Origin of the sequence: Flavobacterium tagetis (assembly GCF_016735615.1) — a bacterium.
Lineage (GTDB): Bacteria > Bacteroidota > Bacteroidia > Flavobacteriales > Flavobacteriaceae > Flavobacterium > Flavobacterium tagetis.
This window is the reverse complement of record NZ_JAERSF010000003.1, coordinates 656,640-673,460: the sequence shown is the minus strand read 5'-3', so window position 1 is coordinate 673,460 and position 16,821 is coordinate 656,640. Positions and strand designations below refer to the sequence as shown.

General features: G+C 35.4%; 10 protein-coding genes. 9 read left to right on the top strand and 1 reads right to left on the bottom strand.

Annotation, left to right across the window (positions count from 1 at the left end; genetic code table 11):
• Window positions 1–2: 2 nt before the first annotated feature.
• Window positions 3–1,010, bottom strand: coding sequence for a substrate-binding domain-containing protein (locus tag JI750_RS16930; protein ID WP_202005224.1), 1,008 nt, complete (start codon window positions 1,008–1,010; stop codon window positions 3–5).
• Between the two features lie 184 nt (window positions 1,011–1,194).
• Here JI750_RS16930 and JI750_RS16925 point away from each other — a divergent pair, with 184 nt between their 5' ends.
• The 9 genes from JI750_RS16925 to JI750_RS16885 all read left to right on the top strand — a co-directional run bounded on the left by JI750_RS16925 (window position 1,195) and on the right by JI750_RS16885 (window position 16,790).
• The gene (locus JI750_RS16925; protein ID WP_202004704.1) at window positions 1,195–1,644 is read left to right on the top strand and encodes a NanQ anomerase/TabA/YiaL family protein; all 450 of its coding nucleotides are present in this window, start codon (window positions 1,195–1,197) and stop codon (window positions 1,642–1,644) included.
• 3 nt (window positions 1,645–1,647) lie between these two features.
• Window positions 1,648–2,310, top strand: a complete 663-nt coding sequence (locus JI750_RS16920) for a bifunctional 4-hydroxy-2-oxoglutarate aldolase/2-dehydro-3-deoxy-phosphogluconate aldolase (RefSeq protein ID WP_202004701.1) — start codon at window positions 1,648–1,650, stop codon at window positions 2,308–2,310.
• Between the two features lie 145 nt (window positions 2,311–2,455).
• A complete protein-coding gene (locus tag JI750_RS16915; RefSeq protein ID WP_202004698.1) occupies window positions 2,456–3,268 on the top strand; it encodes an SDR family oxidoreductase in 813 nt (270 codons plus the stop codon).
• A gap of 29 nt (window positions 3,269–3,297) precedes the next feature.
• Entirely contained in the window at window positions 3,298–4,482 is a 1,185-nt protein-coding gene (gene uxuA, locus JI750_RS16910; RefSeq protein ID WP_202004695.1) for a mannonate dehydratase, read from the top strand.
• A 244-nt stretch (window positions 4,483–4,726) separates the two neighbouring features.
• The gene (locus JI750_RS16905; RefSeq protein ID WP_202004692.1) at window positions 4,727–6,355 is read left to right on the top strand and encodes a right-handed parallel beta-helix repeat-containing protein; all 1,629 of its coding nucleotides are present in this window, start codon (window positions 4,727–4,729) and stop codon (window positions 6,353–6,355) included.
• A gap of 97 nt (window positions 6,356–6,452) precedes the next feature.
• Window positions 6,453–10,544, top strand: coding sequence for a two-component regulator propeller domain-containing protein (locus JI750_RS16900; protein WP_202004689.1), 4,092 nt, complete (start codon window positions 6,453–6,455; stop codon window positions 10,542–10,544).
• A gap of 216 nt (window positions 10,545–10,760) precedes the next feature.
• Window positions 10,761–13,763, top strand: a complete 3,003-nt coding sequence (locus JI750_RS16895; RefSeq protein WP_202004686.1) for a SusC/RagA family TonB-linked outer membrane protein — start codon at window positions 10,761–10,763, stop codon at window positions 13,761–13,763.
• A gap of 12 nt (window positions 13,764–13,775) precedes the next feature.
• On the top strand, window positions 13,776–15,296 hold the full coding sequence (locus JI750_RS16890; protein WP_202004683.1) for a RagB/SusD family nutrient uptake outer membrane protein: 1,521 nt from the start codon (window positions 13,776–13,778) through the stop codon (window positions 15,294–15,296).
• A gap of 306 nt (window positions 15,297–15,602) precedes the next feature.
• Window positions 15,603–16,790, top strand: a complete 1,188-nt coding sequence (locus JI750_RS16885) for a glycoside hydrolase family 88 protein (protein WP_202004680.1) — start codon at window positions 15,603–15,605, stop codon at window positions 16,788–16,790.
• Window positions 16,791–16,821: the final 31 nt, after the last annotated feature.

The window sequence follows — 16,821 nt, the reverse complement described above, 5'->3', positions numbered from 1 at the left end:
AACTATCGCTTAACAGGAAAATAATTCTCCTTCAAGATAATTTCTAGCGGAATATAATGTGTACGTTCTGTTTCTTCTTGGAGCACCAGTTTTTTATACAAATAATTGATTCCTAAATATCCCTGCTCTTCTGGTCTTTGATTGATTAAGAAATCAATTACGCCTTTGTTTAGATATTCAATGTTTTCTTTCAGCAAATCAAAACCGATTATTCGAACACCTTTTATATTGTTTTTTTCTAAAAACTGAGCAACAATGTACGCTCTAGAATTCGGTACAAAAACACTGTTTACTCCAGAAAACATTTCCAAATTCAGTTGATCAATTCCTGAATCTTTTAAAGTTACTTCTGAGAATTTAAAATGAGTTAATTCGTTATGATCTTCAAAATACGAATAAAATCCTTTGATGCGTTGCTGATACACAGAAGTGCTTTCAATCTCGCGCGTAATTTTAAAAATCAGAACCTGTCTTTCATTTTTCACAGCAAAACTAATTAATCTTCCAGCCAAATAGCCACTCTGAAAAGCATCCTGCCCCACATAAGCATGCTCATTCTCCTCAGAAATATTCGAATCGATCATTACAACCGGAATATTTTTCTTTTCATATTCTTTTAAAAACCGAACCGAATCATCATAAAAAATTGGAGCAAATAATAAACCGTCACAATCAAACTGCATAACTTTCTGCACCGTTTCCTTAAAAGAGGCTAGATTATAATCGTAAAAAAAGTAATCCAGTACAATTCCGAATTTGCTGAACTCCAAAGCTGCTTTTTCAATACCTTCTGCCTGACTTTTCCAATATTCTAATGTTTCAGATTTTGGAAGAAAAACTGCAAAATGAAATTTTTTGTTCAGTGCCAGATTGCTTGCCAGAATATTTCTCGTATAACCAAACTCTTCAATAATGGCATTCACCTTATCAACGGTTTCCTGCGCCACTTGTCCTCGTTTGTGTATAATTCTGTCTACTGTTCCAGCAGAGACATTCGCTAATTCGGCAATCTTTTTAATTGTTATGATATTGATTCTTTTTAAGTTAAAAATATAAAAGCAGTTGGGTAAAATTAATTTATTTTATCAAAAATAAGTTGTTTTACATCACATTTTACATACATTTGTAAAATACCGTGTACGCACACGCAAATATACACATAACATCAAAAAACAAAAATAAAAACCGTACAAAATGATAATAGACTCATTACATAATGCAGCAAAATATTACGGTCTGCATCCCAATTTTAAAAAAGCATTTGATTATGTAAACCAAAATGATATTGCCAATCTTGAAGAAGGCGCTTATGAAATTGGCGAAGGCTTAAAGCTAATTGTGATTGTTGGCGAAGGAAGCACAAGAGAAGAGAGCATTAAAGGTTTTGAGTGCCACGACAAAAACATCGATATTCAGATTTCTATCATTGGTCCAGAAACATTTGCATGGAAACCTAGAGAAAAATGCATTAGCCCAAATGGAGACTATAGCGATGAAAGAGATGTTCGTTTCTTTCATGACAAACCAGATATGTTTTTTGAAATAAAAGAAAGGCAATTTACAATCCTGTTTCCAGAAGATGTCCATTCTGCTATGATTGGAAGCGGGCCATTAAAAAAACTTGTAATCAAAGTAAAAATATAAGTAATGAGTACCGTTCAGAACTCTATCGATGTTATTTTAAAGCAAGGAATGCTTCCTCTCTATTTTAATGCTGACGAAAGTAAAAGTATTGCTGTTTTAAAAACACTTTACAATGCAGGAATTAGAGCTGTAGAATATACGAGCCGTGGTCCTGAGGCACTTTCTAATTTCAAAAAAATGATTGAAATCAGAAATGCGGAAATGCCAGAAATGCTTTTAGGAATTGGAACAATCAAAAATTTAACGCAAGCAGAAACGTATTACTTAACTGGTGCCGATTTTTTTATAAGCCCAGGATTTGTTCCTGAAATAGCTTCGTTTTTAATTGCTAAAGAAGCCTTATACGCTCCTGGATGCATGACTCCAACAGAAATTATTGCAGCTGAAAATGCTGGCGTAAAATTCATCAAACTTTTCCCTGGAAATATTTTAGGATCAGATTTTATGAGTGCCATAAAAGATGTTTTCCCTAATCTAATTTTCATGCTAACAGGCGGCGTTGATACCACACGCGAAAGTATTGAGACTTGGTTTAAAGCGGGAGTTTCTGCTGTTGGAATGGGAAGCAAATTAATTAGCAAAGAAGTAATGGAATACGATGCTTACGACACAATTGAAAAAGAAACGAAAAGAGTTTTGGATCTGATAGAAACTATCCGAAAATAAATTCCAAATTTGAAAACCCAAATTCCAAAAACTCAGTTTGAACTGATAAACTAATTAAATCAAAAAAGTAAAAATTAATTATACAAAATATGCTTTATTTCCAAATTGAAATTTGGAATTTAAAGTATTGAAAATTAAAATTAAAATGGATTCAATATTTAACCTAAAAGGAAAAATTGCATTAATAACTGGTGGCGCTGGTGTTCTGGGAAGCCGATTTGCAAATGTTTTGGCGCAACAAGGCGTTGTTGTTGGAATCGTTTCGCAATCCTTAGAAAAAGCCGAAAATACAGTAAAAGACATTGAAGCAAATGGCGGAAAAGGTTTTGCTGTTCAAGCCAATGTTTTAAATAAAGAAGAAGTAGAAAAAGTAAGAGATTTTATTGCTGAAAAATACGGGCGTCTTGATATTTTGATTAATGCTGCTGGCGGAAATATGCCCGGCGCAACCATTCAGCCAGATCAAGCCATTTATGATATGAAAAGCGATGATCTGCAAAAAGTTATCGATTTGAATATTATCGGAACGATGCTTCCAACTCAAGTTTTTGCTGAACTTTTTGCAAAACAGAAATCAGGAAATATCATCAACATTTCATCGGCATCGGCACAAAGACCTTTAACAAGAGTTGTCGGTTATTCTGCTTCTAAAGCTGCGATTGATAATTTCACACAATGGATGGCGGTTGAATTAGCTCAAAAATATGGAGAAGGAATTCGTGTAAATGCCATTTCTCCAGGCTTTTTTATTGGTGAACAAAATCGTGCTTTATTGTTAACTCCAGAAGGAAAACTGACTCCAAGAGGCGAAAAAATCATTGATCATACGCCAATGGGAAGATTTGGAACTCCTGAAGATATTGACGGTGCGCTTTTATTTTTATGCAGTGACATGTCAAAATTTGTAACAGGAACAATCTTAAAAGTTGACGGCGGATTTGCGGCAACGAGCATTTAAAAACTAACTACAAAACAACATAATACAAAATGGAACAAACATTAAGATGGTTCGGACCAAATGATCCTGTTTCTTTACAAGATATCAAACAAACTGGCGCAACTGGAATTGTAACGGCTTTACACCATATTCCAAACGGAGAAGTTTGGAGTATTGATGAAATTCTTAAACGAAAAGTTGAAATCGAACACGAAAACGGAGATCCTAAAAAAGGGGCTTCGGGTTTAACTTGGTCGGTTGTAGAAAGTATTCCGGTTCACGAAGACATTAAAAAACAGACTGGAAATTATTTGCAATACATTGAAAACTATAAAGAAAGCATTCGCAATCTGGCTTTGTGCGGCATTAAATGCGTTTGCTACAACTTTATGCCTGTTTTAGACTGGTCAAGAACCGATTTATCTTATACGGTTGAAGACGGTTCAAAAGCCTTGCGTTTTGATATCAATGCTTTTGCTGCTTTTGAATTGTTCATTTTAAAAAGACCAGGCGCAGAAAACGAATATTCTGAAGAGCAAAAACAAAAAGCCAAAAGCTATTTTGAGGCGATGACTCCAGAGGATAAAATCAAACTACAGCAAAATATTTTGGCTGGACTTCCGGGAGCTGAAGAAGCTTACACAGTTGAAGATTTCTTGGTAACCTTAAACGCTTACAATCATATTGACAGACAGGCATTAAAGAATAATCTCTTTCACTTCTTAAAAGAAATTATTCCTGTTGCTGAAAGTAAAGGTGTTTTGATGGCGATTCACCCAGACGATCCGCCTTACCCGATTTTAGGTCTGCCAAGAGTGGTAAGTACCGAAGAAGATTTGATGGAACTAATGAACGCTGCTCCTTCTCCATCAAACGGATTTACAATGTGTACAGGTTCTTACGGTGTTCGCGCTGACAATGATTTACCTGGAATTGTGAGACGTCATGGCGATAAAATGAATTTTATTCACTTGAGAAGCACACAACGCGATGAAGAAGGAAGCTTTTACGAAGCAAACCATCTAGAAGGCGATGTTGATATGTACGAAGTTGTAAAAGCAATTTTGGAAGTTGAAAAAAGAAACAACAGCACTTTGCCAATGCGTCCAGATCACGGACATCAAATGTTGGATGATTTAAAGAAAAAAACAAATCCGGGTTATTCTGCAATTGGCCGTTTAAGAGGCTTGGCAGAACTACGCGGACTTGAAATAGGGATCAAACGATCTTTATAATTGATTTTGCCACTAAGGCACTAAGATGTGAAGTTTTTTTAGCCACAGATTAAGAGGATTAAAAAGATTTTTATTTAAACTTAAATCTTTTTAATCCCGATAGTCATCAGGAACGTAAAACAAAAACACTTTGCGTCTCAGCGACTTTGCGAGACTAAATACACAAAGCTTTAAACAACCTTCACTTCTTAGTGTCTTAGCGGCAAAAACAAAAAAACTAACTAACCACAAAAACCACAAAACCATGATTCGCCAAGCCATTCTTATATCCTGTGGCTTTTTTATAAACTCAATATTGGCGCAGGAAATACCCAAAATTTTAACTTCAAAAACCGATTATCTGCCTGATTTCAGTTATGCAGGATATCGCTTTGGCGAAAGTCAGATTCCTGATGCTAACGGTAAAGTTATAAATGCAGCAGATTTTGGTGTAAAAGCCAATGATAATTTAGACGATTCAAAAGCACTTTTAAAAGCTTTTAAAGCCGCCAATGCTGTAGAAGGAAATGTAATTCTGCAATTGCCTGCAGGACGCATTATTTTAAGTGAAATTCTTTATATCGAAAGAAGCAATTTTGTACTTCGCGGTGCAGGTTCTAACGAAAACGGAACTGAAATCTATTGTCCAAGACCTATGATGTATCTTAAAGATTCTGATGTTTTGGCTGAGCTTCGCGAATACTTAACCACTTTCGACAAAAGACAACGTGAACCAGAAAATAATATAGATCTTCCTTTTTCGCAATATGCATGGTCTGGTGGATTTATCTGGACACAGGTTCCGGGCGAACGCGTAAAATCTTATTTAGACAAATACGAACCAAAATCTAATCCGTTGGCGAAAGTCAGTTCAGGAAAAATGGGAGAACACGTTATTACGGTTTCTGATATAAAAGGATTAAAAGTTGGCGATGTTGTCGAGTTGCAATTGTTTAATAAAGATGGTGAAAATGGCGAAATCATAAAAGATTTATATCAAGGCGCTAAAGTAAAACCAGGGTCGCATCACTGGAAATTTCCAAAACTTCCAATTGTTAGACAGCAAGTAGAAATCACTAAAATTTCGGGTTCAAAAATCACTTTAAAAACGCCTTTGACAATTTCAATAAAACCAAGTTATCAAGCGCAATTGGTAGAATGGAAACATTTAAACGAAGTCGGAATCGAACATCTTCGCTTTACTTTTCCTGATATTCCTAGAGTGGCGCATCATGTTGAGCCTGGAAACAATGGTATTTTCTTAACTAGATTGTTCAATAGCTGGGTTAAAGATGTCAAAATCACCAATGCAGATAGCGGTATTCTAGCCGAAGAAGTATCCAATATAACCATTCAGAATATTACGACAGACGGACAACATTTAGCGCATTACACCGTAACTTTAGGCGGTGTGCATAATGTTTTGGTCAAGAATCTAAAAATCTATAATTCGGCTGTTCATCCATTAAGTTTCAACACTTTTGCAACTAAAAATGTATATCAGGACTGCGAGATATTTACAGATCCTGTTTTAGACCAGCATTCCGGAGCTAATCATCAGAATTTATTTGATAATATTACGGTTCATTTAAAAGCGGATAAAAATAATAGTTATCCCATTTTTGGCGGTGGAGGTGCCGATTACTGGAAACCTTCTCACGGACCTTTCAGTACTTTTTGGAATCTTAATGTTCTAGTAGAAAATTCAGATGCTTCAAAACCCGTTTTATTGTACGGAATGAAAGATGGCGCTTTTGCCAGAATCATTGGTCTTCACGGAAATGCAAAATTTGAAATTAAATACGACGTCGATCCTTATATTGAATTTTTGAATACGCCGATTGAGAAGATTCCTTCTTTGTATGATTATCAATTACAAAAACGCTTGAAATAGGTACAAAGGCTCAAAGGTACAAAGGTGCAAAGTTTTTCTTTGCTTGACCTTTGAACCTCTGCTCCTTTGCAACTTTGAACCTAAAAAATTAACCGCTATGAAACTTAAAATAGCTTTTCTTGCAATTGTCTTTATTTTCGGAAATCTGTTTTCCCAAAATAAATATCGTCTTAAAAATATTTCAACAACCGACGGGCTTTCGCAGAGTTCTGTCATTGCCATTCATCAGGATAAGTTTGGGCAGATGTGGTTTGGCACACGCGATGGTCTGAATAAATATGATGGAAGCCGTTTTACTATTTTTAGGAACGATCCCGCAGATAAATTTTCGATTAGCAACAATGATATCTTAGCGATTGACGAAGACAATTCAGGAAAAATCTGGGTAGGAACTTATAATGGTCTAAACTGTTATGATCCTGTTTCAAACCGTTTTACAAGATATCTTCATACTAAAGCCAATCATACTATTGGCAATAATGCGGTTTGGAGCATTAGAGAAATTGGTGATGAAATGTGGTTTGGAACTTCAAAAGGATTATCCGTTTACAATAAAAAATCAGGACTTTTTACATCGGTTTTTCATTCAGATGATGATCCTTCTAGCCTTCCTAGCAATAATATTCTCAGCATTTTAAAAACCAAAGAAGGCGGAATTTGGGTTGGAACTACAAAAGGTTTGTGCAAGCTGACGAATCGAATGAATGGAAAATTATTTTTCAAAAATTATCCATTAAACGCTACCGATTTATTAAATGTTCAATCTGTTGTTGAAGAAAAAGACGGTAATTTATGGGTTGGAACAAAAAACAAAGGCCTTCTGAAATTCAATCCGAAAGAGAAAGCTTTTGTTTCTTTTTTACCAGTCGAAAAATACCGTGAAATCAATACTGATATTCGATCTTTAGTAATTGACAGTCAAGGTTCTTTGTGGATTGGCGCTTATGACGGAATTTATATTTTAGGAAAAGACAAAAGTCTGCAGAAAATCAATAATAGCAATAACGCTAACGGAATCGACAAAGTAAAGTCGGTTTTTATGGATAAAAAAGGTTCTATCTGGATTGGCTGTTATTATAAAGGCGTGAATCTTTGGGATATTTCTAATGTCAATTTCTCTAATTACAATCAGAATTCGAAAAAGATTCCGATGAGTTTTGATGTGGTGAGTTCTATAATTGCCGATAAAAACCAAAACGTATATTTTGGAACTGAAGGAGGCGGAATTACAATTTATAATAGAAATAATGAATCTGTAAGTTACATTAACAGCAAAACTGGACAAACCAATAAAAATGATATCAAAGCGATGTGCCTTTCTGACGATCATATTTTATGGATTGGAACTTTTTCGAAAGGATTATCAGCTTACAATACTGTGTCAAAAAGAATTGAAGACAACAGAATTGCTTCTGATTTGAGTGATTTACTAAAAGATAGCGGTGTTTATACGCTAAAAACTGAAGGTTCTATTTTATGGATTGGAACTTTTGGAAAAGGCTTAATTCGTTACAACACAATCAGCAAGACTTTTGATGTAATTGGAAATGATAACACTAAACCTGTTTTCCTTACCAACAATATACTTCGCGCTATTTTGGTTGATAAACAAAATTTTCTTTGGGTTGGAACTCAAAACGGACTCAATCGCATTCCGCTTCGAAATTTCAATCCGCAGAAATATTCGATTCAGCATTTCTTTTATGATCATTCGAATTTGTCTGGTGATGATATTCTGACTTTGTTCCAAGATTCGCAAAACAAAATTTGGGTAGGAACAAAAGCAAAAGGATTGCATTATTTTGATGGAAAAAAATTCAATCCAATCAATCTTAGAATTGGAAACACAGTCATTACTTCTATCCATTCCATTTTAGAAGATGACGATAAAAATCTTTGGATCAGCACCAATCAGGGAATTATAAAATACAATACGATAAAAAAATCGGTTGCTATTTATGATCAGAAAGATGGTTTAGCAAGCAATGAATTCAATGATAATTCGGCTTTAAGATTAAATTCAAATCAGTTTTATTTCGGAAGCCCTTCTGGAGCAACATTTTTTGATGCTACAAAGATTTCCTTAAATAAATATGCTCCGCAAGTCTTAATTACCGATTTAAAAATTAAAAACGAAACGGTAAATGCGCATGATAAAGACGGGATTTTAGAACAAAGCATTGGTTTTACCAAAACGATTACTTTGGATTATGATAAGGCCAATTTCTCGATCAGTTTTGCGATTCCGAATTATATTCGATCTAAAAACAATCAATACAGTTATCGTTTAACAGGCTTAGAAAACAACTGGACAACAACTAAAAACAGTGAAGCCAATTTTGCGATTCAGAATCCTGGAACTTATACATTTGAAGTTCGCGGCGCCAATAATGACGGCGTTTGGAATCAGAATCCAACCACGCTGACTGTTATTGTAAATCCTGCTCCATGGCGCAGCATTTGGGCGTTTATGCTGTACGGAATTGTAATTGGTTTAGGTCTGTACGGTTTAATCTGGATTATGAAATCGAAAGCCAGACTGAAACAAAAACTGGAATTGGAATATCTAGAAACTCAGCGAATTGAAGAAAACAACAAATTAAAGTTGGATTTCTTTACCAATATTTCGCATGAGTTTAGAACACCTTTAACTTTGATTTTAGGGCCGTTACAGCAAATTTTGGCTGATTATAACGGAACTAACGAAATGTATAAAAAACTTTTGGTGATTGAAAGCAGCGCCAATCATTTGTTGAGCCTAATTAACCGTTTAATGGATTTCAGAAAATTAGAAAATCATCAGGTGGAGTTAGAATCTGCTAATGGAAACATTGTCAAGTTTACCAAAGAAATCTTTTTATCTTTTATTGAATATGCCAAAGACGGCGGTTACGATTATGAGTTTGAAACCGAAAACGAAGAAATTCTAGTTTATTTTGACCGATATAAACTCGAGCGTGTCTTTTATAATCTGATTTCGAATGCTTTTAGATATACTCCAAAAGGCGGTTTGATTAAGGTAAAAATTAATCATGATCAGCAAAATCTGTTTATTGCTGTTGAAGATTCGGGCGTAGGAATCTCAGAAGAACATATCGATAAAATCTTTAATTTGTTTTTTGAAGTTCCAACTCATAATCAAGTTCAGAAAAACTATAATAAAGGAACTGGAATCGGGCTTTCGATTGTAAAAAACATTGTTGAGCTACATAAAGGAAAAATCGATGTTACCAATAAACCAACTGGCGGCGTAATTTTCAAAGTGACTTTACCGCTTGGGCGCGAACATCTTTTGGACAGCGAAATTATTCCTGATTTTAAAATCAGTGATGATATTGAGCAATACAAAGCACAATTGGAACCTTCGGAAGTTGTCGAAAATGAAGATATCGAAGACTTAATTGTAAACGAAGAAAAGCAGACTATTTTGATCGTTGAAGATCATAAAGTCTTGAGAAAGTTTATGAAGAACCTTCTCAAAAAAGATTACAACATTATTGAGGCTGAAAATGGTAAAATTGCTTTGGAAAAGGCTTTGAAATTTGTTCCTAATTTGATTATTAGTGACGTTATTATGCCCGAAATGGTAGGAACTGAATTGTGTTCCAAAATAAAGGAAAACATCAAAACCAGTCATATTCCAGTTATTTTGCTGACTTCAAGATCTTCATTGGTTTACAAATTTGAAGGATTAGAAAGCGGTGCCGATGATTACATTAGCAAACCATTCAATTTAATGGAATTCAGGCTTCGCGTTAAAAACCTTCTGAACACTACAGAACGCTTAAAAATCAAGTTTTCAAGCGAAGACAGTTTTATTCCGTCAGAAATCACAGTTTCTTCATTGGATGAAGAATTATTGAAAAAAGCATTCAAAATTGTAGAAGAAAACATTTCTAACGAACAATTTGATATTCCGTTTTTCTGTTCAGAATTAGGCGTAAGCCGAACCATGCTGTTTCTAAAAATTAAAGCTTGGACGAATTGCACGCCAAACGAATTTATTCATGAAATTAGATTAAAACGTGCCGCTCAATTGTTAGAGCAAAACAAATTGACCGTTTCTGAAATCAGTTATAAAGTCGGCTTCAACAATCCGAAATACTTTAGCAAATGCTTCCAGAAAAAGTATGGCGAGACTCCATCTCAATATGCCGACAAATTTTACAAATCTTCGGTCGTTATTTAAACAACTCACTGTTTTAAAGGGTTAAAAAAGGGTATCTGTATTTTTGGATACCCTTTTTTGTATTTCTATATCGTTTTCGGCATCTACATTTGCGATATGAAAATCAAAAAAACCGGCTTCTTATTGCTGCAGATTTTATTTGTCATTCTAATCATCGGAATGAGTTTATTGCTTTTCTACTTAATCTAACTTATTAACCCTAAAACCAAAAAATGAATGTTTACAGACCACAAAAACAAATCGTTTAAATGGTGTTTGCTGGTATCTTTTTTACTGGTAAATATCGTGATGCACGCACAAGAACGAAAAGTGACTGGAAAAATAACTTCTAGTGAAGATTTACTTGGACTTCCTGGTGCTAATGTCTATATCAAAAATTCTTCTGTAGGCGCTTCTGCCGATATGGACGGAAATTATACTGTGATTGTAGGAGAAAAGAATGCTGTATTAGTTTTCAATTTCGTCGGATTTCAAACTGTTGAAATTCCTGTTGGAACCAAAAGCGTAATCAATGTCAGTTTAAAACCAGATACAAAAGCGCTTGATGAAGTTATCGTAGTGGGTTACGGAACTCGTAAAAAGAGTGATATTACTGGATCTGTATCTTCGGTTACAGCAAAAGAATTGACTGCTTTTCCTCTTTTAAATGCAGAACAAGCTTTACAAGGTCGTGCCGCGGGTGTTTCGGTAATGACCAATAACGGTGGTGAACCTGGAGCTCCTGTAAAAATCAGGGTTCGTGGAGGAACTTCTATTAATGCGAGTGGAGATGCTCTAATTGTTGTTGACGGTTTTGCAGGTGCTTCTATGCCAGCACCACAAGACATTGCTTCTATCGAGGTTTTAAAAGATGCTTCTGCAACTGCCATTTACGGATCTAGAGGTTCTAACGGGGTTATTATGGTAACAACCAAAAAAGGAAAACCTGGAAAACCAGTAATTGAATTTAGCAATTCTACTTCTGTTCAATCGGTAAACAACAAATTGCATTTATTAAATGCAGATCAGTTTGCGGCTTACAGAAAAAGTTTTACTACGCACACTCAAGGTCCAGCAAATACAGATTGGCAAGATGTAATTTACCGTGACGGAATGATTTCGAACTCACAATTATCTTTTTCTGGAGGAGCTGAAAATGTGAGATATTATGTTTCTGGAACATACTTCAACCAAAACGGAGTTGTAATCAATTCAGGTATTGACAAATATACGATCGTAGGAAACCTTGAAGCCGATTTAACTCCGAAGTTTAAAGTGGGATTAAACACTTTTACAAGCAAACAAAACAAAGAAGGAATCGTGAGCCAGACTAGCGCCGGAGGAACTGGTGCTGCGGGTGTAATTGCATCGGCGTACCGTTTTATGCCTGATAAAGGAATCTATAATGCAGACGGAACGTATACAACAACTGCTCCAATTGGTGATGATATTGACAATCCGTACGCAACAGCAATGGAAAACATTCTGGAAACCATTTCTGTTACAAGCCGAAACAATTTCTTTGCTCAATATCAAATTACAAAAGATCTTGATTTTAAAACGACTTTAGGTTTAACAGACAGTAATTCGCAAACTGGAAGATTTATTCCTTCAACATTAATTGCAGGAAAAAATATCAAAGGAGAAGCTTCTGTAAACAACACTAGATTTTCTTCTTTCTTAACTGAGAATTATTTGACTTTCAAACGTGAAATTATCGATAGAGGTATATTGACAGTTTTAGGAGGATATTCATACCAAAAAAACAAAAACGAGAATTCGTATGCGGCTTCGAGAGGATTTTTGACGAATACCAATTCGTATAGAAATTTAGGCGCTGGAACGGTATTCTTAAAACCTGATTCTGGTTTATCTGAAACGGAATTGATCTCTGCTTTCGGAAGACTTAACTTTGATTATGCCGATAAATATTTGCTAACGTTTACTGCTAGACGAGATGGTTCATCAAGCTTTAGTAAAAACTACAAATACGGAACTTTCCCTTCTGGAGCAATTGGATGGAACATTAGTAAAGAGAATTTCTTAAAAGACAACAAAACGATTTCGAACTTAAAATTAAGAGCTAGTTACGGAGCAACAGGAAATCCTTCAATTGGTGCCTACTCTACTCTTTCTAGATTCTCTGAAATCTATTATGTAAGCGGTGACGTGATTACCAATGCGGTTCAGCTGACTTCATTAGACAATCCGAACTTAAAATGGGAAACGTCTTATCAGCAGGATTACGGAATTGATTTAGGTTTATTTGATAACAGAATCAGTATTACAGCAGATTATTATAAAACCATTACCAAAGATTTATTGTTTAACAGACCGCTTCCTGGAATTTCTGGAATTGCTTCTCAGCTTCAAAACGTGGGTGAATTGGAAAATAAAGGATGGGAATTAGGTATTAACTCTAGAAACTTTATTGGTGCCGATTTTACTTGGTCAACCAACTTTAATATTTCTTCAAACAAAAACAAAGTTTTAAAATTAGCCGATAATAAAGACCTTTTGATCAACTCTGCTCCTGGACATTTCTTAGCAACTGAATCTCAAATTTTGAGAGTTGGACAGCCTGTTGGATCTTTCTTCGGATTTATTTATGATGGCGTAATTCAACAAGGAGAAACGGTATTGCCAGGAAACTTTGAAACTGCAGCTGGAGGAGAAAAATTTAGAGATTATAATGGTGACGGAAAATTAGATTCTCAAGATAAAACGATTATCGGAAATCCAAATCCAGATTTCATCTTCGGATTCAACAATGATTTTACTTATAAAAATCTTGATTTGAATATCTTCTTTCAAGGCTCGCAAGGCGGTCAAATCTTAAACTATACTTTGATGGAATTGGCTTCTGGAAACAACAATGCTACAACAGAAGTTTTAGATGCTTGGACACCGACTAATACTGATACAAATGTTCCTGCAAATGCGGCGAGAACCAAAAGAATCACTTCAAGATTTGTTTATGATGGAAGTTATATCCGTTTAAAAAACGTCTCTATCGGATATAGTTTAGATGAAAAAATTGTTTCGAAAATGGGTTTAAGCAAAGTTCGCTTTTACATCAGTGCGCAAAACCTTTGGACTATCACAGATTATCCGGGTACAGATCCTGAAACGAACTACTTAAACGACACGAACTCAAGAAGTAATACCAATTTAGGATTGGATTACGGAGGATATCCAAACGTAAGAACGTTTACTGCAGGATTCAATATAAAATTTTAATCTAACACAACTATGAAAAAATATATAGCTTTTCTTTGCTTCGGAACAATGGCGTTTTTCAGCTGTTCTGATCTGGAAGAAAAACCAGTAGGAATTATTCGTCCAGAGAACTTTTTCAATAATACAGACGATTTGCAGGCTGCTGTAAACGGAGCTTTTGCCAACATTGGGCACAATAATTATTGGGGAAGAGAATTTACAATTGCCTTAATGCTTCGCGATGATATGTCTGATATTGGAGACAGAACAACTCAGGCTGCACGTATTGACGTAAACGATATGTCTATGAATGATACGAATGCACTTGTAGCAAACTTTTGGCCTCAATCTTACGTTATCATAACTGCCGCAAATCAAGCTATTGAAGGCGCTAAAAAAACACCTGGCGATCCAGCAAAAGTCAACGCAATTGTGGCGCAGGCTTATTTTGCAAGAGCCTTTGCCTATTATCATTTAGTGCGCCTTTTTGGAGATATTCCGTATGTTGATTTTGTTGTAAATGATGTGAATCAGGTAAACTCTCTTGGCAAAACAAAAGAAGCTGACGTTTACCCAAAAATCATTGCCGATTTAGAATTTGCTAAACAATGGCTGGATGACAAACCAAAAGTAAAAGCTGTTCCCGGAAAAGGTACTGCTGCAGGTTATTTAGCTTCTGTTTACCTGACTTTAGGAAATTTTCAAAAAGCATATGATGAAGCTAAATTTGTTATTACAAACGAAGCAAAGTTTGGTTTAGGTCTTGATGCTGATTTTCAGGATTTATTTAATGCAACGAAAACAGCTTCATTAAAAGAGCCATTATTTACAATTGACTTTAATAACTTAACCTCTGGAAATTACGGTCAGGATTATACAGCATTTTTTACAGGATCATTAAAAGATGATAGTTACAGCTATGGACAAGGATTCTCGGTTGCGGTTCCGTCACTAAAAGTGTTCAATACTTGGGATCAGAGAGATTACAGAAGAGCCGTAAGTTTTGATACCATTATTAGAAAGAAAACAGGTCCAGGCGGATCTCTACAGGTTTATCCATCAAGCGATAACGAAAAAGCGCCACGTCCGCATATTGCTAAATATTTCCGTTTTCCGGGGAAAGCTGGTGCGAATGGAAGAACTTCTCAGCACAATTACATTACGATGCGTTTTGCAGAAGTTTTATTGACTGCCGCTGAAGCTTTAAACGAAATTAATCCGGGAACAACAGAAGCTGATGGCTATGTAAATCGTGTTCGTGCAAGAGCCAGAAATAAAGCTGGAAAATTGGTTTCTTTCCCTGCAAATGTAACTCCAGGATTATCTCAGGCTGATTTTAGAAAAATGGTTATTGACGAAAGAAGATTAGAATTGGCTTTTGAATATGTGAGATGGTACGATATTAAAAGGTTGAAAATTGGACCAGAAGTATTCGGACCAAATGGTTTGGAGCCACATGCTAATTTTGATCCAAACAGAGATTATTTATGGCCTTTGCCAGGAACAGAATTGGCAATTAATCCGAATCTAAAACCAAACAATCCTGGTTATTAATTTAGTAGAATAATAATTGAACGCGAATGAAACGGATTCGCTATCGCGAAAACGCCGATTTCAACGGATTTTTTTAATCACGTTGTGTATAATTAGGTTTCACGCAGATTTAAAAAGATTTAAGCTGATTAAAATTGATTAAAAAAAATCTGCTTTATCTGCCAAGATCCATTTAAATCTGCGTGAAATAAAAAAAATCCGTGCAAAATCAGCTCCCGATAACTATCAGAAATGCAATAACGAATCTGTACAATCAGCGTCTAACATTTTAGTATAGAAACTAAAAAATAAAGATTAATTAGTAATATGAATAAAATTAGTTTCATTTTAATCCTTGGGTTTGCATCGCTTGCTACAGCGTGCAAATCTGGGATTAATCCTCAAACAAAAAGCACTACAGCGACAAATAATCTACTCGAAACGCGTTACAAAATGTTGCTCGATTATCCTGTAGATTCTATGTCAATGCCTAGAAGCATGAATACCAAAACTCTTGAGATTCGCAAAGTGCCTTCAAGAGACTGGACAAGCGGTTTTTTTGCTGGTAATCTTTGGCAATTGTACCGATTGACAGGCGATTCAAAATATAAAGAACAAGCCCAAAAATGGACTCCTTTCAGCAAAAAAGAAAGTATCAATAGTAATTCGCATGACGTAGGTTTTAAAGTGTTTTGCAGTTTTGGAGAAGCGCTGAAAGTGGAAAACAAGAAAGAATACGAAGCGGTAATTGTAAAAGGCGCCGAAACTTTATGCAAAAGGTTCAACCCAAAAGTGGGTTCAATTCGTTCTTGGGATTTCAACAAAGAAATTTGGGATTATCCCGTTATCATCGATAATATGATGAATCTGGAATTGCTTTTTGAAGCATCTAAAATATCTGGAAATCCAAAATATCGTGACGTTGCGATTCAACATGCCAATACGACTTTAAAAAATCAGTTTAGAGTAGACAATTCGTGTTATCACGTTATCGATTATAATCCGAATACAGGTGAAGTTAGAAAAAAAACAACTCTTCAAGGATACAATGACGATTCGGTTTGGGCTCGTGGCCAAGGATGGGCAGTTTACGGATTTACTATGTCTTACCGTTACACAAAAGATCCAGCCTATTTAAAACAGGCAGAAGCGACCGCAAAGTTTTTTATGACGAATAAAAATCTGCCTGAAGACGGAATTCCGTATTGGGATTTTAAAGATCCTAGTATTCCAAATGCAGCGCGAGATGTTTCTGCCGCAATGGTTATGGCTTCAGCATTATATGAGTTATACGGCTATACCAAAAATAATAGTTATTTGGCTTTCGCCGATAAACTAATGGCTTCGGTGCAAACGGATAAATATATTTTGGATGCTAAAATTAAAGCGCCTTTCTTATTTGACCACAGTACTGGAAACTGGCCAAAACACGACGAAATTGACGAACCAATAATTTATGCTGATTATTATTTTTTGGAAGCCCTTTTAAGAAAAAGTGGCAAAGGAACAAAGTAACAAAGCAGCAAAGGTTTTTTGCCTTTTTATC